The organism is Nocardiopsis changdeensis, from assembly GCF_018316655.1.
GTDB lineage: Bacteria > Actinomycetota > Actinomycetes > Streptosporangiales > Streptosporangiaceae > Nocardiopsis > Nocardiopsis changdeensis.
On sequence record NZ_CP074133.1, the window covers coordinates 1,657,054 to 1,680,591 of the forward strand.

14 protein-coding genes are annotated in these 23,538 nt (G+C 74.7%); 10 read left to right on the forward strand and 4 right to left on the reverse strand.

What is annotated here, in order from left to right; genetic code table 11:
• The first annotated feature begins 6 nt into the window (after positions 1–6).
• The 3 genes from KGD84_RS07725 to KGD84_RS07735 all read left to right on the forward strand — a co-directional run bounded on the left by KGD84_RS07725 (position 7) and on the right by KGD84_RS07735 (position 4,918).
• On the forward strand, positions 7–2,940 hold the full coding sequence (locus KGD84_RS07725) for a penicillin acylase family protein (protein ID WP_220559576.1): 2,934 nt from the start codon (positions 7–9) through the stop codon (positions 2,938–2,940).
• Between the two features lie 360 nt (positions 2,941–3,300).
• A complete protein-coding gene (locus KGD84_RS07730; RefSeq protein ID WP_220559577.1) occupies positions 3,301–3,741 on the forward strand; it encodes an NfeD family protein in 441 nt (146 codons plus the stop codon).
• Positions 3,742–3,817: 76 nt separating this feature from the next.
• Complete coding sequence (locus KGD84_RS07735) at positions 3,818–4,918, forward strand: SPFH domain-containing protein (RefSeq protein WP_220559578.1); 1,101 nt, start codon at positions 3,818–3,820, stop codon at positions 4,916–4,918.
• A gap of 79 nt (positions 4,919–4,997) precedes the next feature.
• Here the strand turns inward: KGD84_RS07735 and KGD84_RS07740 are convergent, their stop codons facing one another.
• Together KGD84_RS07740 and KGD84_RS07745 are read right to left on the reverse strand one after the other, a co-directional pair.
• Positions 4,998–5,963 carry a quinone oxidoreductase family protein gene (locus KGD84_RS07740; protein WP_220559579.1) on the reverse strand — a complete coding sequence of 322 codons (966 nt, stop codon included), beginning with the start codon at positions 5,961–5,963 and terminating at the stop codon, positions 4,998–5,000.
• A gap of 87 nt (positions 5,964–6,050) precedes the next feature.
• Positions 6,051–8,201, reverse strand: a complete 2,151-nt coding sequence (locus KGD84_RS07745; protein WP_220559581.1) for a serine/threonine-protein kinase — start codon at positions 8,199–8,201, stop codon at positions 6,051–6,053.
• Between the two features lie 257 nt (positions 8,202–8,458).
• On the opposite strand from KGD84_RS07745, the gene KGD84_RS07750 reads away from it, so the two are divergent.
• Positions 8,459–8,746, forward strand: a complete 288-nt coding sequence (locus tag KGD84_RS07750; RefSeq protein WP_220559582.1) for a DUF6504 family protein — start codon at positions 8,459–8,461, stop codon at positions 8,744–8,746.
• A 40-nt stretch (positions 8,747–8,786) separates the two neighbouring features.
• Here KGD84_RS07750 and KGD84_RS07755 read toward each other — a convergent pair whose 3' ends face one another.
• Both KGD84_RS07755 and KGD84_RS07760 read right to left on the reverse strand, forming a co-directional pair.
• Positions 8,787–9,386: a GNAT family N-acetyltransferase gene (locus KGD84_RS07755; RefSeq protein WP_220559583.1), complete on the reverse strand. Its 600-nt coding sequence runs from the start codon at positions 9,384–9,386 to the stop codon at positions 8,787–8,789.
• 115 nt (positions 9,387–9,501) lie between these two features.
• Positions 9,502–10,587 carry a peptidoglycan recognition protein family protein gene (locus KGD84_RS07760; RefSeq protein ID WP_220559584.1) on the reverse strand — a complete coding sequence of 362 codons (1,086 nt, stop codon included), beginning with the start codon at positions 10,585–10,587 and terminating at the stop codon, positions 9,502–9,504.
• A 448-nt stretch (positions 10,588–11,035) separates the two neighbouring features.
• On the opposite strand from KGD84_RS07760, the gene cobT reads away from it, so the two are divergent.
• The 6 genes from cobT (at position 11,036) to KGD84_RS07790 (ending at position 23,487) form a co-directional block, all read left to right on the forward strand.
• A complete protein-coding gene (gene cobT / locus KGD84_RS07765) occupies positions 11,036–13,414 on the forward strand; it encodes a nicotinate-nucleotide--dimethylbenzimidazole phosphoribosyltransferase (protein WP_220559585.1) in 2,379 nt (792 codons plus the stop codon).
• Between the two features lie 250 nt (positions 13,415–13,664).
• Entirely contained in the window at positions 13,665–14,945 is a 1,281-nt protein-coding gene (cobA, locus tag KGD84_RS07770; RefSeq protein WP_220559586.1) for a uroporphyrinogen-III C-methyltransferase, read from the forward strand.
• A 63-nt stretch (positions 14,946–15,008) separates the two neighbouring features.
• Positions 15,009–16,907, forward strand: a complete 1,899-nt coding sequence (locus KGD84_RS07775; protein ID WP_220559587.1) for a dynamin family protein — start codon at positions 15,009–15,011, stop codon at positions 16,905–16,907.
• Positions 16,904–19,387: a GTPase gene (locus KGD84_RS07780; RefSeq protein ID WP_220559588.1), complete on the forward strand. Its 2,484-nt coding sequence runs from the start codon at positions 16,904–16,906 to the stop codon at positions 19,385–19,387. The genes KGD84_RS07775 and KGD84_RS07780 overlap by 4 nt, the downstream gene beginning before the upstream one ends.
• A 544-nt stretch (positions 19,388–19,931) precedes the next feature.
• A complete protein-coding gene (locus KGD84_RS07785) occupies positions 19,932–21,296 on the forward strand; it encodes a GGDEF domain-containing protein (RefSeq protein WP_370634430.1) in 1,365 nt (454 codons plus the stop codon).
• Between the two features lie 1,198 nt (positions 21,297–22,494).
• Complete coding sequence (locus KGD84_RS07790) at positions 22,495–23,487, forward strand: DUF4192 domain-containing protein (RefSeq protein ID WP_255646389.1); 993 nt, start codon at positions 22,495–22,497, stop codon at positions 23,485–23,487.
• The last annotated feature ends 51 nt before the right edge of the window (positions 23,488–23,538 follow it).

The following is a 23,538-nucleotide window of genomic DNA, read 5'->3' on the forward strand; positions in this document are numbered from 1 at the left end:
CAGCACATGCCCCCTTCTCCCCCCTCGCTGGCAAGGCGGCTGCGCGCCGGTGCCTCCGGTGTCGCCCTGGCGGTCGCGGCCGCCACCGTCTCGGCGCTCCCCGCGGCACCCGCCCTGGCCGAACCCCTCCCCGACTACTGCGCACCCGAGGGATGCCACGACATCCTCCCGCCGGGCCAGAACGGCAGCGCGACCCTCGTCGAGATCCTCGGCCACCAGGCCTTCGGGACCCGGCCCCGGTTCTCCTCCAGCCAGCTGGACATGTACGACGACCTCGTCCACTACTACGACGGCCTCACCGAGGAGAGCCTGGACGACTTCTTCCTCGACGCCACCTTCGGTGTGGCCGAGGGCGACGTGGGCCGCAGGTACCAGCCGCGGTCCGACGTCACGATCACCCGCGACCGGCACCACGGCATCCCCCACATCGAGGGGACCACCCGTGAGGGCACGATGTTCGGCGCCGGGTACGCGGCCGCCGAGGACCGGCTCTTCCTCATGGACGTGCTGCGCCGCGTCGGCCGCGGCGAGCTCACCTCCTTCGCCGGCGGCGCCGAGGGCAACCGCGGCCTGGAACAGGACCTGTGGCGCAACGCCCCCTACACCGAGGAGGACAAGCAGGCCCAGGTCGACCGGGTCGCCGCCAGCGGTGAGCGCGGGGAGCAGGCCCTGGCCGACGTCGGGGACTACCTCGACGGCGTCAACACCTACATCGAGCAGGCCGACGAGGGCCGCTACTTCCCCGGTGAGTACGTCCTGACCGGGCACAAGAACGCCATCACCAACGCCGGTGAGATCGAGCCCTTCACCGTCACCGACGTCGTCGGCATCGCCTCCATGGTCGGCGGCATCTTCGGCGGCGGCGGTGGCGGCGAGGTCCAGGCCGCCATCGTCCTAGCCAACTTCCAGGACCGCTACGGCGCCGAGGAGGGCCTGGCCCTGTGGCAGGACTGGCGCATGGAGAACGACCCCGAGGCCGTGGTCAGCGTCCCGGGCGAGTTCCCCTACAGCGGGACCCCGGAGGACCCGGTCGGCGAGGTCCGGCCCGACCCGGGCTCGGTGGAGTACTACGACATCGTCCACGACGAGCACGGCTCCGCGGCCTCCGGGCAGGCGGCGGAGTCCGCCGAACCCCTCGCCGCGGCCACGGAGGCGCCCGACGGGGGCGAGGAGGTCACCGTCGAGGACCTCAGCGAGGAGCAGCAGGACGAACTCGACGCCATGGTGGAGGAGGGCGACCTCTCCGCCGCCGAGGGCGTGTTCAACGAGGGCGTGCTGCCCGAGGGCCTGCTCGAACCGCACGGCATGTCCAACGCCCTGCTGGTCTCCGGCGAGCACACCGAGAGCGGCAACCCGGTGGCCGTCATGGGTCCGCAGACCGCCTACTTCTCGCCCCAGCTGCTCCTGCTCCAGGAACTCCAGGGGCCGGGGATCAGCGCCCGCGGCGCCTCCTTCGCCGGGGTGAGCTTCTACGTCCAGATGGGCCGCGGCGTCGACTACGCCTGGAGCGCCACCTCGGCCGGCCAGGACCTCACCGACACCTTCGCCGTCCACCTGTGCGAGACCGACGGCTCCGAGCCCACCAAGGCCTCGCGTGCCTACATCGACTCCTCCGGGGACTGCACCCCCTTCGAGGAGCTGAGCGTCACCAACGAGTGGACGCCCACCGTGGCCGACGGCACCCCGGCGGGCGGCTACACGCTCACCTCGCTGCGGTCCGAGTACGGGCTGGTGCAGTCGTTCGCGACGGTGGACGGCACCCCGGTCGCGTTCACCTCGCTGCGCTCCACCTACATGCACGAGGTGGACTCCATCATCGGGTTCCAGCGCTTCAACGACCCCGACGAGATCACCTCGGCGGAGACGTTCACCGACGCCGCCGAGGACATCGGATACGCCTTCAACTGGCACTACGTGGACGACGAGGACATCGCGTTCATCAACTCCGGCGCCAACCCGGAACGGAACCCGGGCACCAACCCCAACCTGCCCATCGACGCCTACTCGGACGCGGGCTGGTCCGGCTGGGACCCGGACGGCAACACCGCCTCCTACATCCCCAAGAGCGAGCACCCGCAGGCGGTCAACCCCGACTACATCGTCAACTGGAACAACAAGCCCGCGCACGGGTACACCTCGGGCTGGGCCACCGGCTCGGTGCACCGCGGCGACCTGCTCGACACCCGCGTCTCCTCGCTGATCGACGGCGGGCACAGGTTCACCACCGCGAGCCTGACGCAGGTGATGATGGAGGCCGGCACCACCGACCTGCGCGCCCAGGAGGTGCTTCCGCTGCTGCTGGAGGTCATCGGCTCCGAGGAGGTCGACGACCCCGCCCTGGCGTCGGCGGTCGAGGGCCTGCGGCAGTGGAACGAGGCGGGGTCCCAGCGCCGTGAGCCCTCCCGGGACGCGGGCTACTACTCCTACGCCGACTCCATCCGGATCCTGGACGCCTGGTGGCCGCTCCTGGTCCGGGCCCAGTTCGAGCCCGAGCTGGGCGAGGACCTGTACACCGAGCTGACCAGGGCGGCGCAGATCGACGAGTCGCCCTCGGGCAACATCGGCGGCGGCACCCCCGGCAGCGTCAACCAGGGCCAGCCCCACCGCGGCTCCGCCTTCCAGTACGGGTGGTGGTCGTACGTGGACAAGGACCTGCGCACTGTGCTGGGCCAGGACGTCGAGGGACCGCTCGGCGACGGAGCCTACTGCGGCGACGGGGACCTGGCAGAGTGCCGCACGGTCCTGCTCGACACCCTCGCGGAGGCCGTGGCCACCCCGGCGGGCGAGGTCTACCCGGGTGACGGCCACTGCGCGGTCGGCGCCCAGGTGTGCGCGGACACGGTGATCCACCAGTCGGTGGGCGGCATCAACATGTGGCCGATCGCCTGGCAGAACCGGCCCACCTACCAGCTCGTCTACCAGTTCTCCGGCGGACGGTAGCGACGGGCGGCACGGCCCCCGGCGGCCCTGAGCGGGTGCCTCCGGGGGCCGTGCCGTGCCCGGGCGCCTCTGTACCCGAGCGGCGGACCGGTGCGTGGAAGGCCTCGCCGGGCTCCGACCGGAACCCCGGCCGAAAGCCCCGCCGCCGGACCCCGGACACGGGGCGCCCGCCCCGGAGCGCGACCCGCGGAACCCGTGTCGCGGGCCCCGCCGCCGGCACCGTCCGGCGCGGACCGGGGCCGCCCGGGGCCCGACCGGAACCAGAGGACGAAATCCCCGTACTCGTAAGCGAATCGTGTGGTTCGTCGGCCCTGGGTGGGTAGCAAAGGAATACCCGGAACAAGAACGGGAGGGTGGTACATGGACGCCTGGTTGGTCTGGCTGGTCCTCGCCGTCGTCCTGGGGATCATCGAGATCGTCACCCTCACCTTCGTCCTGGGACTCCTCGGCGCGGCGGCCCTGGTCGCCGCCCTGCTCGGCGCCGTCGGACTCCCGCTCCCGGTGCAGATCATCGGGTTCGTCGGAGCCTCGGCCGCCGGAATCTACCTGTTGCGGCCGATCATGCGCCGCCAGCTCGCCCGCGGGCCCGTGGTGCGCTCGGGTGTCGAGGGGCTGGTGGGGCGCAGCGCCGTGGTGCTCCAGCCCGTGGACCGGGACAAGGGACTGATCAAGCTCTCCGGAGAAGAGTGGTCGGCGCGCAGCATCGACGAGGACCTGGTGATCCCCGTGGGAGCGCACGTCGACGTGATGGAGATCGACGGCGCCACCGCCGTGGTCTACCCGCGCGAGGCCCTTCCCTGAGCCGGCCGCCGGGGAGGGCGGGCGGGCCGGGGCCGCGCGCACCGCCGCAGACACGAACCGAAGTCAGGTGCCGAACATGTTGGATGCCCTACCGCTCATCATCCTCGCCGTCCTCTGCGTCGCCCTCGCCATGTCGGCGATCCGCATCGTCCCCCAGGCCAGGGCGTACAACATCGAACGCTTCGGCCGCTACACCAGGACGCTCGGACCCGGCCTGAACTTCCTCATCCCGGGGGTCGACCGCGTCAACACCAGGTTCGACCTGCGCGAGCACGTGTTCAGCTCGCGCCCCCAGCCGGTCATCACCGAGGACAACCTGGTCGTCAACATCGACACCGTCCTCTACTACCAGATCACCGAGCCCAAGGCCGCCGCCTACGAGGTCGCCAACTACATCCAGGCCATCGACCAGCTCACGGTCACGACCCTGCGCAACGTGATCGGCTCGATGGACCTGGAGCGCACGCTCACCTCCCGCGAGGAGATCAACACCCGCCTGCGCGGCGTCCTGGACGACACCACCGGCAAGTGGGGCATCCGCGTCAACCGGGTGGAGATCAAGGCCATCGACCCGCCGCCCACCATCAAGGAGGCGATGGAGAAGCAGATGCGGGCCGACCGCGACAAGCGCGCGGCCATCCTGCACGCCGAAGGCGAGCGCCAGGCCCGCATCCTCAAGGCCGAGGGCGCCCGCCAGCAGGCGATCCTGGAGGCGCAGGGCGACCAGCAGGCGGCGATCCTGCGGGCCGACGGCGAGGCGCAGGCGGTGGAGCGGGTCTTCCAGGCGGTGCACGCCAACAACGCCGACGCCAAGCTGCTCGCCTACAAGTACCTGGAGACCCTGCCGCAGCTGGCCAACGGGGAGGGGAACACGTTCTGGGTCATCCCGGGCGAGTTCACCGAGGCGGTCAAGAACGTCAGCCACGCCTTCGCGGGGGAGGCGGTGCGCTCGCGCCCCTCCACGGAGAAGGACGAGGACGCCGGGGTGGACGGACCGGCCCGGATCGCCGGGCCCGAGCCGAGCGAGCTGTCCGCGTCGGAGCGGGCCGCCGTGGACGCCGCGGAGGCGGCCAGGCAGGCGGTGGAGGACGCCCGCGACGACGTGCGCCGCGCCGGGGTGGCCGGTGTGCGCGGTCCCGAGGCGGCTCCGCGCCCGCGCGAGGAGGGGGAGGGGTAGCCCGGGCGGGCCGGAACGGCCGCGGTCCCGTTCCCGGGACCGCGGCCGCGCCGTGCGGCCCGTCCGGGGCCGACCGGGGTCAGACCAGGACGAGCTTGCCGGTGGTCCGGCGCGAGGCCAGGTCGGCCTGGGCCGCGCCCGCGTCGGCCAGCGGGTACCGGCCGCCGATCCGCACGTCCAGGCGGCCCGCGCCCACCAGGGAGAACAGGTCCCCGGCCCGCCACAGCAGCTCCGAGCGGTCGGCCACGAAGTGCGCCAGCGAGGGCCGGGTCAGGTACACCGAGCCGGCGGCGTTGAGCCGCTGCGGGTCCACCGGGTCCACCGCTCCCGAGGACTGCCCGAACAGCGCCAGCACACCGCGCGGGCGCAGCGACGCCAGGCTCGCGTCGAAGGTGTCGCGGCCCACGCCGTCGTAGACGGCCGCCACGCCCGCTCCGCCGGTGAGGTCGCGCACCGCCTCGGCCACCGGGACCTCGGTGTAGCGGACGACCTCGTCGGCGCCGGCCGCGCGGGCGACGCGCTCCTTCTCCTCGGAGGAGACGGTGCCGATCACGCGGGCGCCCCGCTCCTTGGCCAGCTGGGTGACGAGCAGGCCGGTGCCGCCCGCCGCGGCGTGCACCAGGACGGTCTCGTCCCCGGCCACCGGGTGCACCGAGTTCACCAGGTAATGGGCGGTCATGCCCTGGAGCAGCAGGGCCGCCGCCTGCTCCGGGGACACCTCCTCGGGCACCGGCACCACGAGGGACGCCTTGACCACGGCGCGGTCGGCGTAGGCGCCCGGCGCCATCGCCCACCCCACCCGCTGCCCGACGGACAGGTCCCCGACGCCCTCGCCGACGGCGGCCACCGTGCCGGCGGCCTCCATGCCCGGGACGAAGGGCAGCGGGACGTCGTACTGGCCGCTGCGCTGGTAGATGTCGATGAAGTTGACCCCGCGGGCCTCCACGTCGATGAGGACCTCACCGGGGCCGGGTACGGGGTCGACGACCTCGGAGACGCGCAGGACCTCGGGTCCGCCGGTCTCCTCCAGGACGATGGCGCGCATGCTTCCACTCCTTGCCGAATGCGAATGCCCGGCATCATGCCAGGCCGTCCGGGGCGGCGCCACGGCGGCACCCGCCCCGGGGCGCGGTCACTCCTGCGCGAGGATCTCGTGCACCGAGAAATCGGTGTAGAGCACGGCCATCGGCTGGTGGCCGGGGCCCGACCGGGTCATCATCCCGATCCGCCGGCGGTCCTCGGCCTCCTCGGCCTCCGCGGGCAGCGGGTCGGAGTCGACGGCGCTCACCGCGTGCTCGCCGTTCACCCACAGGGCCAGCTCCATGCGTGCCTCGCCGCCCTCGTCCTCGACGTACTCGCAGGCGAAGGCGAGCGTGTTGACCACGATCTCGTCCCGGTCGAACTCGTACGGGGACCCGGGGTCGTACCCGTCCGTCCTGGCGCTCTCCTCGAACAGCGGGTAGGGCTCGAACCCGCGGACCTCGTTGGTGCGTTCGAGGACCTGGTCGCCCTCCTCCTCGCTCATCCGCCGGATCTCGGCCTGCTGCCCGTCGTAGCGCACCGCGGCCTCGTACTGGGTGCGGTACTCCTCGCCGGAGGTGTCCCAGCAGCGGACGCCGAAGGTCGCCTGCTCGGGCCCCTCGATCACGTAGGCACCGGCGGTGACCAGCACCCGGTCGGGCATGTCGTCCTCGCGGTCCAACGGCACGACCAGGCCCCGGCTCGGGTCGTCGCCCGAGGGCTCGGGGTGCCGGAGGAGCATGCCGCGGCGCTCCTCCCAGTACAGGGCACCGTCCTCGACCTCCTCGGCGTCGTAGAAATAGGTGTTCCACGCGGGGTTGAAGGAGAAGTCGGTGTTGTAGATCGAGACGATCTCGTTGTCCTCCTCCGAGGGGGGCCGGGGCTCCAGGTTGGACAGGACCACCGGGCCGATCCCGGCGATCAGCACGAGAGCGCCCGAACCCGCTCCGAGGGCGAGCAGCAGTCGGCGTTTGCGCCGTGCGCCGTCGCCCGCGCCGCCGGCCCCGCCGTTCGCGCCGGCGTTCGGCGGCACCGGGGCGCCGGGACCGCCCGGACCCGCCGGGAAGCCGTGGGCGGGCTGCCCGTGCGGCGGCGGGGCGTACCCGGCGGGCATCCGGTGGGTGGCGGGGGGCTGGGGGCCGGAGGGCCCGTGGTGCGCCCGCTCGTGGAGGGTGGGCGGCACCTGGCCGCCGGGGCCCTGGTGGGCGGTGGCGGGGGGCAGTTCGCGGCCCGGGTGGTAGGGCAGGGTCGGGTTCGCGCCGGTGCCGCCCCCGTAGTGGACCTGCCCCTGCGGGAAGGGGGCGGTGGCCCCCTCGGGCGGGGTCTGCCCGTGCGGCGGGGTGGCCGGTGCGGGCGGGGCCCCCGGGACGGGGGCGCCGGTCGGCACCTCCCAGGAGTCGCTGATGCTGCGCCGCACCTCGGCCTCGGCCGGTGCGTCCTGTCCGGTGAGGCGGGCCAGGATCTGCTGTGAGGTGGGCCGCCGGGACGGGTCCTTGTCCAGGGCGGCGGCCACCAGGTCGTACAGGCCCGGGTCCAGGCCCTCCAGCCGGGGCGGGGCCGACGTGATGTTGTGCAGCACGGCGGGCACGGAGACGGCGTCGAACGGCGCCTCCCCGATCCCCGCGAAGGCCACCAGGCAGCCCCAGGCGAAGATGTCGGCCGCGGCCGTGGGCCGCTCGCCCATCAGCAGTTCCGGCGCCATGTACGAGGGGGTGCCCATCAGCTGGCTGGACCGGGTGACCCCGCCGGAGTCCTCCAGCGCGCGGGCGATCCCGAAGTCGATCACCTTGGGGCCCACCGGGGACAGCAGCACGTTGCCGGGCTTGAGGTCGCGGTGGATCACCCCCGACCCGTGGATGGCGGTGAGCGCGGCGGCCACGCCCATGGCCAGGCCGTCCAGGGTGCCCCCGGTCATCGGGCCGCCCTGGCGGACCGCCTCGTCCAGGTTCGGCCCCGGGACGTACTCGGAGACGATGAACAGGGTGTCGCCCTCCAGGTGGGCGTCGATCACCCCCGCCGTGGAGAACCGGGCCACCCGGCGGGCCGACTCCACCTCGCGGGCGAACCGCAGCCTGAACGACTCGTCGTCGGCGAGGTCGGGATGGATGAGCTTGACGGCGACGGGCCGGCCGGAGGCGTCCTCCGCCAGGTAGACGGTGCCCATGCCGCCACGGCCCAGGCGCGCGGTGATCCGGTAGCCACCGAGTTCACGGGGGTCGCCCGCGCGCAGGGGTTTGCCGCTCTGGTGGCCGTTCGACGTCACGTGGAGGGTCCTCGCATGGATCGGGGATGGGGTGGTGCAAGCGTATCGACGGCGACACGCCGTGCGATTCCGAACGGGGGGATCCCCGCGCCGGACGCGCACGCCGGAGGGGGTGCCGCACACCGGTCACATGAGGTGATGCCGACCTTCGCGAAACAGTTCCACGGGTCCGCCGATTTCGCTACTGTGGGAACACTTGTTCGAACATCTGTCCGTATCTTCCCCGCGGGCGGGCGCATCCGGGGCCGGAGGGGTCGATGCCGAGGGGAAGTGTCGTGGGAAGGTACTACGGGACAGAGGTGACGGTCGTGGAGGACGCGGGCCGGCCGGCCCGGTTCACCTGGAACGGCAGGGTCTACGGCGTGCGCCGGATCATGGAGCACTGGGTCACGCCGCAGGACGGGTGGCGGGCCTCGCGCGGTCCCCTGACGCCCCGCAGCGAGCACTGGCGGCTGGAGGCCGGCGCCGCCGGATCCGAGGGGGTGTACGAACTGCGCCACGACACCGCCACCGGGACCTGGTCGCTGTCCCGGGTGTGGGGGTGAGGCGGGGCGTGCGCCGTGCCGGGGCCCGGTGTTCCGGGGCTCAGTGCGCCGGGGGCCGGTCCCGGAGGTCGGCGGGGAGCAGTCCGTACACGGCCAGGTCGGTGCGGCGGCCCCCGTGCAGGGGCATGGCGCCGCGCTCCACGCCCTCCAGGGTGAACCCGGCCTTCTCGGCCACCCGGCGCGAGGCGGTGTTCCGTGGCGCCGCCTTGATCTCCAGCCGCTGGAACCCCTGGTCCAGGGCCCAGCGGGACACCGCCACCACCGCCTCGGTGATGTGGCCTCGGCCGCGTTCGCCGGGGGCCGCCCAGTAGCCGATCTCGCTGTTCATCGCCTGCCACATCACGCGGACCAGCCCCACCGCGCCCACCAGCCGGCCGCCGTCCCTGAGCGTGACCGCCCACTGCTGGCCCTCGCCGCCGGTGCGCATCCCCGGCGCGATCTCCCGGCACCACTGCTCGGCGTCCGCGCGCGTGTAGGGGGCGTCGGGGCGGGGGAGCGGGAGCCAGGCCTGCAGGCCCGGGTCGCTGCAGGAGGCGTACACGTCGTCGATGTCGTCCTCGATGAAGGCGCGCAGGCGCAGGCGCTCGGTCTCCAGGACGACGGAGGGCAGGACCGGGCGCGGTGGGCGCAGGGCGGTCATGGGGAACTCCCGGGTTCGCAGGACTCGGTCCCACAAGCGTAGACACGCCTCGCGACCGGCCCCGCCGACCCCGACGGACCCGTGCGGTCGGCGCCGGAACGCCGACCGCGGCGGATCAGACCAGACCGCGTGCGACGCGGTCGCGGATCGCGGTGTCGAACACCTCGGCGAAGGCGTTGCCCGGGCACTCGGTGGACAGCCAGTCGCGGTGCCGGCCCAGCGCAGGGCCGGGGGTGACGGCCCCCGTGGCGGGGTTGGTGTAGTCGATCCGGGCGCGGGGGTCCACCCCGGTCACCGCGCACAGCAGGCGCAGTACGCGGACCAGCGAGTCCTGGGCGGCCGGGGTGGGCAGGGCGTCGGTGAAGTCCCCGAGCAGGCACACGCCGACGTTGCCGTGGTTGACGCCGAAGGCGTGCCCGGCGGTGACCGAACGCGCCCGGCCGGGCAGCGGGAGACCGGAGAAGACGGGGACGCCGTCCTCACCGGAGTGGCGCCCCTCGTACACCCCGCCCTCGGGGTCGATGAGCAGGTGGTAGCCGATGTCGCCCCAGGCCTGCTCCACCGCGTGCAGGTAGTACACGGCGCGCACGTCGGCGGAGTGGTCGCCGGTGGTCGCCATGGCGGTGTGGTGCACGGTGATCGCCTGCACCGGGTGGAAGACCGCGGGCCACAGGTCGTTCCCCTCGCCGTCGAACCGCCAGGACTCGTCGGCGCCCCACCCGGCGCGCGTGCGCAGGCGCAGGGCGGGCGGGCCCGCGGTCCGGCCGTCCCCGGCGGACAGGGTGGTCCGCTCGGGACCGCCGACGCGCAGGCCCTCGCCGTCGAACAGGTTCACGGCGGCGGTGTCCCCCTCGATGTCGGCCTCGTACCCGGTGGCGCCCTCGGGGGCGCGGACCAGGGCCGAGCCGACCGGGGCGTCGTCGTCGCGCCCCTCGGCGTGCAGGTGGAGGGGCTCCCAGGCGCCGGTGCCGGAGGGGGTGCGGAAGCGGATGGCGCCGCGGGCGCCGGGGCGGCCGGTCACCGTGACCACGTCGAACGGCCGCCCGGGGCGGACGGGGGTACCGGCGGGGGCGGTCTCGGCCAGGACGCGGGGAACGGTACCGTCCCCGGCGGCCAGAGCGGCGCGCGGTGCCGCGACACCGCCCAGCGCGGCCAGTCCGGCCGCGGCGGTGGCACCGGTGAGGAACGTGCGTCGTCGCATGCGGGTCGTCTCCTTGGGGTGAGCGATGGGGACCCGGGGGCAGGGAGCCCCGCCACTCTCGCACATGACCGACCACGGTGGGTGACGAATAGCGGGCGGAGGCGGGGGGAGCCTGGCCGGATCCGGCCGCCCCGCTCCGCGGCTCCGGGCGCCGGCGGCCCGCTTCGTGTTCCGCCCGCCCCGCCCCGGCAGCTCGCACCCCCCTTCCGGGACCCGCCTCCACCTGGGAGGACAGGGGGGATACCGGACACCGTCCGCGCGCCTTCAGGGTGACTCTGGCACAGTTGACGGTGATGTGCGGGGCTTGGGGAGAGGGGGTCGAGAGGCGATCCGCCCAAGGCCCGGGGGACCCGTGCGAGCGGTACGCCGCCGCAGACTACGCTTACCGGTCGAACACCGGGACGAGCAGTGGGAACGGGCAGTCGACACACCTTCACGGGGGGCGATCATGACCGAGGACGACCGAGAGGACTCCCGCCGCGGCGGCGCGGGCGGCGAGGACCCCCGCGGCCGGACCGCCGGGACGCCCGGCTTCGGGCCGCTCGGCGGCCTGCTCGACGGCCTGCCCGAGAGCGGCCGCGGCACCAGGCCCCGGCGGCCTGCGGGGGCCAACCCGTTCCGGCGGCCCGACCCGGCCCCCGCCGCCCGCCCCGAGCGGTCCCCGGCGGCCCCACCGCCCCCGGCCCCCGCCGCGCCGCCGCCCGAGCCGGAGGACCGGGCCGAGCCCGCCGCCCGGGCACCCGAACCCGAACCGCCCGCCGACCCCGCCCCGACCCCGCCGGCCCGGCCCAACGTGATCCCCTTCCGGAACCCGCCCGAGCCCGACCCCCGGGCCGAGCACCCGCCACAGGACCGGACCGGGGCCGACGCGCCGCCGGAACGCGCCGACCACCCGGCGGCCACCGCCGCCGGGACACCAGCGGACACCACCCCCGCGACCACCGAAGCAGAACAGAGCATGCACGTACACGAAGCGGCCGTCCCCCACGCCGAGCCGCACCCGGCACAGCCGCCGCGCCCCGCCGCGGTCCGACCCGCACCGGAGCCGGCCTCCCCGGCACCGGCCCCCGCGGAGCCGGCCGCACCGGCGGAACGCACCGACCACGCCTACGACGAGGCCGAGCGCGCCGCCGTCTACCGGGCCATCCACGACCGGCGCGACGTGCGCACCGGGTTCCTCCCCGACCCCGTCGACCACGAGGTGCTCGCCCGCGTCCTGGAGGCCGCCCACCGGGCACCCAGCATCGGCCACTCCCAGCCCTGGGACTTCGTGGTCATCGAGGACCCCGGCCTGCGCGGCCGCGTCCTGGACCTGGCCCGGCGCGAACGCGACGAGTACGCCCACGCCCTGCCCGGCACCCGCGCCCGCGCCTTCTCCGGGCTCAAGGTCGAGGCCGTGGCCGAGGCCCCGCTCAACATCGCGGTCACCGTCGACCCCGCCCGCGGCCTGCGGCACACCCCCGGCCGCCACGCCCGGCCCATGAGCGCCTCCTACGCCGCCGCCCTGGCCGTGGAGAACCTGTGGCTGGCCGCCCGCGCCGAAGGCCTCGGCGTGGGCTGGGTCGGCTTCGCCGACGAACGCGACGTCGCCCGCGTCCTCGACCTCCCCTCCCACCTCGAAGTCGTCGCCTACCTCTGCCTGGGCCACGTCGAGGAGTTCCCCACCGAACCCGAGCTCGGCCTCTCCGGCCGGGCGAAGGGACGCCCCCTGTCCTGGGCGGTGCACCACGACCGCTACGGTCGCCGCGGTCTGCCCGGCCAGGAGCCCACGACCCTGCTGGAGGAGACCATCGCCGCCATCGGAGTCCTGAACACCCGCGCGGTGGAGGAGGCCCGGGACCGGCAGGACAGGATGACCAAGCCGCCGGGCTCCCTCGGGATCCTGGAAGAGGTGTCCGTCCGCCTGGCCGGGCTCGCCGGGGAGTGCCCCCCGCCCATCCCCGAGCCCGCGGCCGTCGCCGTGTTCGCCGGGGACCACGGCGTCCACGCCCAGGGGGTGACCGCCTGGCCGCAGGAGGTCACCGAGCAGATGGTGCACAACTTCCTCAACGGCGGAGCCGTCGTCAACGCGTTCGCCGCCCAGGTCGGGGCGGAGGTCACCGTGGTCGACGTCGGCGTGGTCGGCGACCTGCCGCACGCCGCCGGGCTGCTGTCGCGCAAGGTCGCCCGCGGCACCGCCGACATCACCCAGGGCCCCGCCATGACCCGCGACCAGGCCATGCAGGCCCTGGAGAGCGGCATCGAGGTGGCCCGCGACCTGGTCACCGCGGGCAACCGCTGCCTGGTCACCGGCGACATGGGCATCGCCAACACCACTCCTTCGGCCGCCCTCATCTGCGCCTTCACCGGCGCCGCCGCGGAGGAGGCCACCGGCCGCGGCACCGGGGTGGACGACGCGATGTTCGACAACAAGGTCGACGTGGTCCGCCGCGCCCTGGCGGCCAACCCCGTGGACCCGGCCGACCCCATCGGCACCCTGGCCGCCCTGGGCGGGTTCGAGCACGCGGCTCTGGCCGGGTTCATCCTCGGCGGCGCGGCCATGCGCGTCCCGGTGCTGCTCGACGGCGTCATCGCCGGATCGGCCGCACTGGCCGCCGCGGCGATCTCCGGCGACTCCATCGGCGCGTACTTCGCCGGCCACCGCTCCAGCGAGCCCGGCCACGCCCTGGTGCTGGAGCACCTGGGGCTGCGCCCGCTGGTGGACCTGGAGATGCGCCTGGGCGAGGGGTCGGGCGCGCTGCTGGCCCTGCCGCTCCTCCAGGGCGCGGCCCGGGCCCTGCGCGACGTCGCCACCTTCGACGACGCCGGGGTCTCCTCCGCGCACTGACCCGCCGCGCGCCGCGCGCCGGGACCTCCCGGCCGCCACGGCCGCCCGCGCCCCTCCGGGTGCGGGCGGTCTCACATTCTCCACAGGGTCTGCTTCATCTCCCTGTAATACCGTTTTGACAAGGTAATTTGGAGCAATCGCCGACCATACCCGGCGGGCGCCCGGGCCCCGTGCCCGGTGACGGCCCCCGCCGGTGCCCCGCCGCCGTCGCCGGGGTCCGCCGGAACCGACGACCGAAGGGGTGCGCCCCGTGACCTATCTCCTCGGCCTGCGCCTGCACGACCGTGACGTCCTCGTCATCGGCGGCGGCCGCGTCGCCCAACGCCGTGTCCCCGTCCTGCTCCAGGCGGGCGCCCGGGTCACCGTGGTGTCCCCGGCCGTCTCCGCCGCGCTGGAGGACCTCGCCGCCGCCGGGCGCATCACCTGGACCGCCCGCGCCTACGAGCCCGGCGACGTCGCCGGGCCCGGCGCGCCCGCCCACTGGCTGGTCCACGCCGCCACCGACGACCCGCGGGTCAACGCCGCGGTCGCGGCCGAGGCCGAGGCCGCCCGCATCTGGTGCGTGCGCGCCGACGACCGGCACGCCTCCGCGGCCTGGACCCCGGCCAGCGGCCAGGAGGGCGGCATCACCGTCGGCGTCGTCGCCTCCGGCGACCCGCGGCGCTCCGCCGGACTGCGCGACGCCATCGTCGACGGCCTGGCCGACGGGACCCTGGACGCCCGCCGCGGGCGCGAGCGCCTCACCGGCGTCGCCCTGGTCGGCGGCGGACCCGGTGATCCCGGTCTGATCACGGTCCGGGGCCGGCAGCTGCTCTCCCAGGCCGACGTCGTGGTGGTGGACCGGCTCGCCCCCACCTCGCTGCTGGACCGGCTCCCCGCCGACGTGGAGATCGTCGACGCCGCCAAGATCCCCTACGGCCGCTCCATGCTCCAGGAGGAGATCAACCGGATCCTCGTCGACCGCGCCCGGCAGGGGAGGTTCGTGGTCCGCCTCAAGGGCGGCGACTCCTTCCTCTTCGGCCGCGGGGGAGAGGAGGCCGCGGCCTGCGCCGCCGCCGGGATCCCCGTCATCGCCGTCCCCGGCGTCACGAGCGCGCTCGCCGCCCCCGCCGCCGCCGGGATCCCCGCCACCCACCGCGGCGTCTCCCAGGACCTCCACATCGTCTCCGCCCACGTCGCCCCCGGCGACCCCCGGTCCACCGTGGACTGGGCCGCGCTGGCGCGCTCGACCGGTACCGTCGTCGCCCTCATGGGGGTGGAGCGCCTGGCCGCGATCACCGACGCGCTCGTCTCCCACGGGCGCTCCCCGGACACCCCGGCCGCCGTCGTCCAGGAGGCGACCCTGCCCGGGCAGAGGACGGTCACGGGTACGCTGGCCACCATCGCCGATTCGGCCGCCAGGGCCGGAGTGCGGCCCCCCGCCGTGGTGATCATCGGGGAAGTGGTCCAAACAGCGCGGGAACTTGACATACTGCACACGGGGAACCAGTTCGAGACCCATCGACTGGCGGCCGGGCGCGATCTCCCATGACACCCCCCGATGGCATCGCCCGCCCGGTGGGACGCCAGCACCGTTGAGGAGGGCATACCGATCATGACCCGGCCGTCGGCCGCGCCGGACACCACCGGTTCCGGTCCCGCGGGCCGGTTCGGTACCGGACCGGCCGCCACCTCCGACCAGCCCGCCCAGGGCTCCGGACCGCTGCCCGGGGAGGACCCCCGGGCCATCAACGAGGCCCGGCGGGGGCCCACCGTCCCCGTTGCGGCCGGACCCGCCAAACACCGAGCCCCCGTCCCGGAGGACGACCGCTTCGAACAGGTCCTGGAGTCCCTGCGCAAACAGATCCGGGACCTGAGGTTCGCCGACGGCCTCCCCGGGGCCGAGGAGGGGCGCGTCCTGCAGGCCGACGTGCTCGCCCAGCTCTCCGACTACGTGCTGCCCCGGGTGCGCCGCCCCGACATCCCACTGCTCATCGCGGTCGCGGGATCCACCGGCGCGGGCAAGTCCACCCTGGTCAACAGCCTGGTCGGCGAGCAGGTCACCACCACCGGCGTACGCAGGCCCACCACCAACAGCCCGGTCCTGGCGTGCAACCCCGCCGACGTGGACTGGTTCAGCGAGGCCTCCTTCATCCCGTCGCTGCCGCGCGTGCGCCAGCAGGGCCTGGCGATGCCAGGCAAGGACGGCATGCTGGTCCTGGCCGCCACCGAGGCCATGCCGCCCGGTGTGGCCCTGCTCGACACCCCCGACGTCGACTCCGCGGTGGCCGCCCACCACGAGTTCGCGGCCAAGTTCCTCGACGCCGCCGACCTGTGGGTGTTCGTCACCACCAGCAGCCGCTACGCCGACGCCCGCGTGTGGGAGTTCCTCCAGGTCGCCCGAGACCGCGACACCTCCATGGCGGTCGTGCTGTCCCGGGTGCCGCGCAAGGGGCGCCGCAGGCTCCTGGACCACTTCGGCGCCATGCTGGAGGCCAACGGGCTGGGCGCGGCGGCCCGGTTCGCCATCCCCGAGACCGACCAGATCCGGGGCGAGCGCTTCACCTCCAACGTCGCCGACCACATCCGCGGCTTCCTCGCCGACGTGGCGGGCGAGGCCGAGCAGCGCGACCGCGTGTCCCGGCGCACCTTCATCGGGGTCATCGACAGCTTCCGCACCCGGGTGCCCGAACTGGCCCGCCAGGTGGAGACCCAGATCGAGGCCGGCCGTGTCATGGCCACCGCCGTGGACACCGCCTACGCCGACTCCCGGGCGCGCATCGGCAGCGGGCTCGGCGACGGCTCCCTGCTGCGCGGCTCGCTGATCGCCCGTTGGCAGGAGGTCGCCGCCAGCGGCGAGCTCGCCCGCAGCCTGCGCCCGCGCGGCCGGCGCACCCGCAGGGCGGGCCGGGTCGAGCAGGCGGAGCGCGGACAGCGGGTGGCCGCCCTGGAGCGCGCCGTCCGCGACGCCGTCGAGGCCCTCGTTGTGTCCTCCTGCGAACGCGCCTCCGAGGAGGTCGAAAGCGTCTGGCGGGGGGTCCCCGGCGGCGCCGACCTGGCCGCCCGGGCCCTCGACCAGCCCGGCACCGGCCTGCTGGTCCAGCAGATCCGCCACGAGATCGGCGAGTGGCAGCGCGACATCGCCGAGATGACGGGGGAGGCCGGGGCCACCAAGCGCTCCGTCGCCCGCCTGGTCACCTTCGACCGGGACATCGTCACCCTGATCCTCATCATCGACCTGCTCGGCTACGAGCGGTCCAGCTCCGGGGGCGGCGCGCACGCCGCGGAACCCCCCGGCCCGTCACCGCAACGCCTGCTCAAGGGGTTGTTCGGCGCGCAGTCGCTGCGCAGCATCGGCGCGAAGGCGCGGGAGAACCTCATCGCCCGCATCAACGGCCTGCTCGACCGCGAACGGGTCCCGTTCGACACCGCACTGGCGTCGGCGGGGATCCCCTCCGAGGACGCCGCCGTCCAGCTCTACCAGGCCACGTACAACCTTGAGATAGCACGATGACGACTCAGTGGAACCCCGCGCAGGCGCACGGGGACACCGACGCCGCCCCCGACGGGGACGCACCGGCACCCGCGGACAACGGGCCCTGGCGCGGCTACACCGTGCCGGTACCCGAGCACCCGGACCACGCCCGCCACGGAGGGGAGGCGGAGGAGCCCGCGCACGACGGGATCTCCGCCTACCCCGACGACGTGTCGGCCGCTCCGGGCGAGCCCGCCGGAGAGGCGCCCCGGGTCCCCGGGGACGCCGGTGACACCGCACCCGGGGGCGATGGGGCACGGACCCAGCGCCGCAGCGGCCGCCACGCGCGCCACGCCGCCCCGCGCCCCGAGGCCGACCGGCCGGAGAAGGCCGACGACCCGGGCCGCGGGCCACAGGTGCAGGCCGCCGACGAGGACCCCGACGGCCTGGCCGGATGGGTCGGCAGCCTCGCCGAGGCCGCCGACGACACGCGCATCGCCGGACGCAGCGCCGGCACCGGGGCCTTCGCCGCCGTTCCCGCCACGGGCCGCCGCGCCCGGGTGGAACGCGCCGCCCGGGGCGCTTCGGAGGAGGACGGGACCGGAGACGGGGACGGGGAGAGCGCGCCCGAGGCGGCCCCGGATCGGGCCGCCCCGCGGACCGCTCCCGCCGCGGACGACCCCTGGGTGCCCGAACCCTCCGCCCGCCCGGACCGGGACGCGGAACCCGCCGCGGCCGGCGCCGGAGACGAGGAGCCGGAGCCGCTGCCCCGCCGCGTCCCCGGGCCCTCCGCGGTCTCCGGGTCCTTCCGGGCCGTGGACCCCGACGCGGCGGAGCCCGTGGGCGCCGACCCCGACGAGGAGTACCGGCCCACCACCCACGACTCCTGGCAGCACACCAGGAACACCACCCGCGCCGAGCTGGTCGAGCGGCTCGACGCCCTGTCCACCCTCGCCGAACTCGGCCAGGGCGACCTCCCGCAGGAGATCACCGCCCGCTCCGCGCAGCTGCTCGACCACGCCGGGGCCCGCCTGCGGCTGTCCGCCGAGCACACCGTCGTCGCCCTCGCGGGCGGCACCGGGAGCGGCAAGTCGTCCCTGTTCAACGCCCTGTGCGGGCTGGAGCTGTCGCAGACCGGCATCACCCGGCCCACCACCTCCCAGGCGCACGCCTGCGTGTGGGGCCACGAGGGCGCCGACGCACTGCTGAGCTGGCTCGGGGTTCCCACCCGCCTGCGCCACTCGCGCAGCAGCGTCCTGGACTCGGGCAGCTCCGAGCTGACCGGCCTGGTCCTGCTCGACCTGCCCGACCACGACTCGGTGCGCAGCATGCACACCGCCGAGGCCGACCGGCTCATCGGCTCCGTCGACCTGCTCGTGTGGGTGCTCGATCCGCAGAAGTACGCCGACGCCGCCGTCCACCACCGCTACCTGGCCAAGATGGCCGGGCACGGCGCGGTCACCGTCGCGGTGCTCAACCAGGTGGACAAGGTCGAACCCGACGAGCTCAAGGAGCTGCTCACCGACCTGCGCCGCCTGCTGGAGTCGGAGTCCGGTGTGCACCCCCGGGTGCTGACCACCTCCACCCTCACCGGGCAGGGGATCCGGGACCTGCGCGAGTTCCTCGCCGAGACGGTGCGCGAGCGGCGCGCCCTCGTCGACCGGCTCGTCGCCGACCTGGACCAGGTCGTGGCCCCCTACGCCGAGTACATCGGCGAGGCGGAGGTCCCCGAGAACGTCCCCGCCGACGTGCGCTCGCGCGTCCAGGAGGGGCTGGCCCGGGCGGCCGCCGTCACGGCCGTCGCCGACGCGGTCGAGGCCAACGACGTCCGCCGCGGGCGGCGCCGGGTGGGCTGGCCGGTCGCCCGCCGGGCGGCCCGCCTGCGCAAGGACCCGCTGGCCGCGGTCCAGCTCGACTTCCTGCGCAAGGACGGCGGCCAGGTGCTGGGCGGCCCGGTGGACGCCCACGAGGCCGAACTGGAGACGGTCCTCTCCGACGCGGCCGACACCGTCTCCGAGGACATGCCCGCGCCGTGGCGGCGCCGGATGCGCGCCGCCGCCCGGTCGGCGGTGACCGAGCTGTCCGCCGAGCTGGGCGGGGCCGTGGCGTCCGCCGTGGGCGACCCCGACCAGAGCCCGTCGTGGTGGCGGATGGCGCGGTCGGTGCAGTTCGCGCTGCTGGCCGTGGCCGGGGTCGGGCTCGCCTGGGCGCTCGTGGCGCTGGTGAGCCGGCTGGGCGGGGGGCTCACCGGGATCGCGATGTTCGACGACGTGGTGTTCGTGGCCTACGCCTCGGCCCTGGTCGTCGCCGCCCTCGCGGTGGGGTGGCTGACCGGCGTCGGCTGCGGCAACCTCGTGGAGGTGGCCGCGGTGCAGCGCCGGGAGGACGTGGAACGGGCGGCCCAGGCCAGGGTGCGGGAGATCGCCGCGGCGCGTGTGGTGGAGCCGATGGAGGCCGAACTCGCGCGCTACCGGGCGTTCCGCGCCGCGTACGAGGTCGCGGCACCGGCAGAGGAGTGAGAACGGCGGCGGCCTCCCCGGGAGGCCGCCGCCGTTGACGGCGAGGCCCGGGGTGGATGGTGTCAGATCATCTGCACCCGGGCCTTGTCATTGGGCTCAGACCCAAATTATGCCGCTGCCGATCATCTGAACTCCTTCTGGGCAGGTCCGCGTCAGCGTCCCTGGGACGGTGGAGCATCGAGTGGGGCGGTGCTCCAAGAGCCGGGAGGCGGTTCCGGATCCTAGAGCAGAATGCCCTAGTTCTCGTGTTCTATCCACCCCCGTTGTGGTACTCGATCTCATTGGTCTTCCCAGACCCATTCTCGTACACTGAGCAATTAAGCTATTACTCAAAGTAATGTAAAGTGATAGGGTGTCGCCTTGCCCGGGAACCGAGGGTCACCACTTGGGAACACATCTATCCAGAAGTGGTCACCGGGTGGCACGGTAGGGGAACGCCGAGCGAGAAGCCTCCGTCCTAGGGGGGATTCCGGAGGAGGTGGGTCACGATCGGTGCCGAAAGGGGAGGGGTGGCCGTGGTGGAGGGCGAAGGGAGGGCAGGGGAGTGAGGGACTCGGAGAGGCGCAGGCCGCCGCTCGGTGCCTTGGACCGGGCGCGCTGGCCGTTCCTTCAGGAGCCGCTCGGGCTGATCGTCTACATGTCCCTGATGGTGCTCGTCGCGCTCTTCCTGTGCGGGTTGGCGTTCGCGGTGACCGTCTTCTCCGTCATGGATCTCGTCGTCCTCGTCGTTTTCACGATCGGTGCCGCCGTCTGTGTCGAGGGCAGCCGGAGGCTGGAGACGCAGCGGCACGCGGGGAGCAGCCGCGACCTCCTGGGCGCCTGGTGGTTCCCCGTCGTCCTGCTCCTGCCCCCTGTCTACGCGTTCCTCATCCCCATCCCGATCTACCTCCTCAACCAGCAGCGGATCCGGCAGACCCTGATGTACCGGCGGATCTTCAACATGGTCTCCGTCGGCCTGTTCGGGTTCTTCGTCTCCGTCGCGTGGCACTGGCTGATCAGCGGCGACCTGATGGAAGGGCTTCGAGGGTCCGGCGAGGTGTCCCAGTGGCTGGCGACCCTCCCGGGGCTCCTGGTCGCCTTCGCCGGCTGTGCCGTGTTCACCCTCATCAACACGCTGGCCGTCGCCCTGGCCATCCGGATCAGCATGCGCGGCAAGCGGAAGCTGCCGCCCCTGTGGGACCGTGAGTCGCTCATGGTCGACGCAGTGGAGATCAGTATGGGCATCGTCGTCGCGGTCCTGTGCAACATCTCCCTGTTCCTGGTGCCCATCGCGCTGCCGCCGATCCTGCTGCTCCAGCGGAGCCTGCTCTACCAGCAGCTGCAGAACGCGGCGCGGACCGACCCCAAGACCGGGCTGCTCAACGCGCCCACCTGGGAGCAGGAGGCCTCGATCGAGATCGCCAGGGCCCGTGCCGCCCGCCACCGGTCGGCGGTCCTGATCATCGACATCGACCACTTCAAGCGGGTCAACGACACCCACGGACACCTCTTCGGGGACCAGGTGCTCATGGGGGTGGCGACCACGATCTCCCACCACCTGCGCCAGTCCGACCTGCTCGGGCGGTTCGGCGGCGAGGAGTTCGTGGTGCTCCTCCCGGGCTCCGACGTCAACGAGGCCTGGCACGCCGCCGAACGGCTGCGCGTGGAGGTGGGCTGCATGGAGATCGAGGTGGACAAGGTCAAGGTCGCCGTCACCGTGTCGGTCGGCCTGGCCGTGGTCGGGGAGCACGGGAACGACCTGGTGGAGCTGCTCACCGCCGCCGACCTGGCGCTGTACCGGGCCAAGGAGACCGGGCGCAACCGGGTGTGCCTGCCGGACGGCCGGGAGGACGGCCGGGGCCCCGAGTCGCACGGGGGCGTCGGGACACAGGCCGTCCCGGAGAGCCCGCAGGGCATCGCGGAAGCCTGACGGGCGGCGGGCTCCCGCGAGGCCGGGGTTTTCCACAGGTGGCAGAAGGCCATTGCGCGCGGTCGCCCGGTCACGCACCGTGAATATATGCACTTCGACCAGGATCGTTCCGCCCAGCACCCCGCGTCCGACGACCCCCGGCCCCCGCTCCCGCGCCGCCGCCTCCCCGATCCCCGACCGCCCGCCGACGACCTCCCGACCGCGCCCGCCCCGAATCCCGGGCGCGAGGGTCTCCCCCCGCCCGCACCGAAACCGTCCCGTTCCGTTCCGCCCGCCGAGGGTCCGCCGCCCGCCTCTGCTCCGCGTCGCGAAGGCCTCCTCCCGCCCGGGGCGAAGCCGCCCCGCTCCGGACCGCTCGCCGATGGCTCGGCTCTGAACCCGTGGCCCGAAGGTCTCTCCTCGCCTCCGTCGAAGCCGAGCCGTTCCGTTCCGCCGGCCGACGGCCCGCCGTCCGCCCCTGCTCCGCGTCGCGAAGGCCTCCTCCGGCCCGGGGCGAAGCCGCCCCGCTCCGGCCTGTCCGCCGGTGGCTCGGCTTTGAACCCGTGGCCCGAAGGTCTCTCCTCGCCTCCGTCGAAGCCGAGCCGTTCCGTTCCGCCGGCCGACGGCCCGCCGTCCGCCCCTGCTCCGCGGCCCGAAGGCCTCCTCCGGCCCGGGGCGAAGCCGCCGCGCTCCGGGCCGCCTGCGAACGCACTGCCGCCCGTCTCGGCCCCGTGGCGCGAGGGTCTTTCCCCGCCCGTGCCGGAACCGTCCCGCCCCGGCCCGCCCGCCGACGGTTCGGCTCTGAGCCCGTGGCCCGAAGGTCTCTTTCCGTTCGGGTCGAAAGCGTTCCCTGGTGTGCCCGGTGACGTATCGCCTTCCTCGGATGTGCGGCGCGATGGCCCCTACCCGTTCGGGACGAAGCCGCCGCGCTCCGGGTCGGAGGCCGGCCGCGGGGCGGGTGCGCGGCCCGGCGGCGCGGTCCGGCCGACCGGACCGCCGGGCGGCGGCGACCGCCCGCCGCCGCCCGTTCGGCAGGGCGACGCGGACCCGCCGGGGAGGAACGGGAGGACGGGGCCCCGGGGTGCCCCCGCCCGCGGATCCCGACGGCGGCCCGGCCGCGGACCGCGCGGCGCGCCGGGGCCGTCCCCGGAGGGCGGCCCCCGGACCCGGGTGCGCGGGGGAGCGGCCGCCGGGCGGCGCCGTCCGGCGGGGGAGCGCGGTGGAGGGGGTGCCGGTGGGCGGGCGCCTGGCGCTGCGCAACCCCCTGGACATCATTGCCGGGATGCCCTACCTGGTGGGGGAGCCGCCCGACCCCGGGATCGTGGTGCTGGCGGCCAAGGGGGTCGGCGTGTACGCCGCGTTCTGCGGTGCGCTGGACGGGGCGCACGGGCACCTGTCGCCCATGGAGCGGGCGCGGCCGCCGGTCGACCTGGCCGTCGCCGAGGGCTGCGGCGGGCTGCTCATCGTGGCCTACGGCGCGGCCGAGAGGGTCACGCCCTACGTCGACGCCCTGATGCTCACGGCGCGCGAACGCGGGGTGAACATCATCGACGCCCTGCGCGTCACCGGCGGGCGCTACTGGTCCTACACCTGCGCGTCCCCCACCTGCTGTCCGCCCGAGGGCACCGTCGTCGACGTCGACGGCTCGCCGGTGCCGGCCGGGGCCGTCCTGCGCGGCATCGCCCCCGTCCGGCCGCCCCGCGTCCCGCCCGCCGAGCTCCGGCGCGTCCGCGCCCTGCTGGCCCCCGTCGGCGGACCCGAACGGGCGGCGGTGGGAGCCGCCGCGGAGGCGTTCGCCCTCCGGGTGCGGGCGCTGTCGGAGGACACCCGGGTCGCCCGGGGCACGGCGGCGGTCCGGGCGGCCGCCGACGCAGAGGGGCTCCCCGGGCGCGAGGACACCGCCCGGCTGGGCGTCCACCTCGGGCACCTCCGGGTCCGGGACCGGGCCTGGTCGGCCATCACCGCGGACACCGCCCCGCGCCACCGCGACCTGTGGGGCCACCTGGTCCGGCACCTGCCCGACCGGTGGCGGGCCGCCCCCGCCGCGCTCACCGCGGTCGCCGCCTGGCAGCAGGGGGACGACGTGCTCGCCATGGCCGCCGTGGAGACCGCCCTGGCGGCCGACCCCGGCTACTCCATGGCGGTGCTCATGGGGCGGGCCCTGGCCTGGGGGCTCCCGGTGGAGCGGTGGCGCGATTCCACGGGGGAGTGACGACCGCTCGGGTGGCCCCCGCGATGGCGGGGGCACGACCCGCGACGCCCT

Excerpts from the sequence above, each read along its gene's own strand:
- KGD84_RS07725 (WP_220559576.1), top strand. The coding sequence starts at position 7 with ATGCCCCCTTCTCCCCCCTCGCTGGCAAGGCGGCTGCGCGCCGGTGCC.
- KGD84_RS07730 (WP_220559577.1), top strand. The coding sequence starts at position 3,301 with ATGGACGCCTGGTTGGTCTGGCTGGTCCTCGCCGTCGTCCTGGGGATC.
- KGD84_RS07735 (WP_220559578.1), top strand. The coding sequence starts at position 3,818 with ATGTTGGATGCCCTACCGCTCATCATCCTCGCCGTCCTCTGCGTCGCC.
- KGD84_RS07740 (WP_220559579.1), bottom strand. The coding sequence starts at position 5,963 with ATGCGCGCCATCGTCCTGGAGGAGACCGGCGGACCCGAGGTCCTGCGC.
- KGD84_RS07750 (WP_220559582.1), top strand. The coding sequence starts at position 8,459 with ATGCCGAGGGGAAGTGTCGTGGGAAGGTACTACGGGACAGAGGTGACG.
- KGD84_RS07755 (WP_220559583.1), bottom strand. The coding sequence starts at position 9,386 with ATGACCGCCCTGCGCCCACCGCGCCCGGTCCTGCCCTCCGTCGTCCTG.
- KGD84_RS07760 (WP_220559584.1), bottom strand. The coding sequence starts at position 10,587 with ATGCGACGACGCACGTTCCTCACCGGTGCCACCGCCGCGGCCGGACTG.
- cobT (WP_220559585.1), top strand. The coding sequence starts at position 11,036 with ATGACCGAGGACGACCGAGAGGACTCCCGCCGCGGCGGCGCGGGCGGC.
- KGD84_RS07775 (WP_220559587.1), top strand. The coding sequence starts at position 15,009 with ATGACCCGGCCGTCGGCCGCGCCGGACACCACCGGTTCCGGTCCCGCG.
- KGD84_RS07780 (WP_220559588.1), top strand. The coding sequence starts at position 16,904 with ATGACGACTCAGTGGAACCCCGCGCAGGCGCACGGGGACACCGACGCC.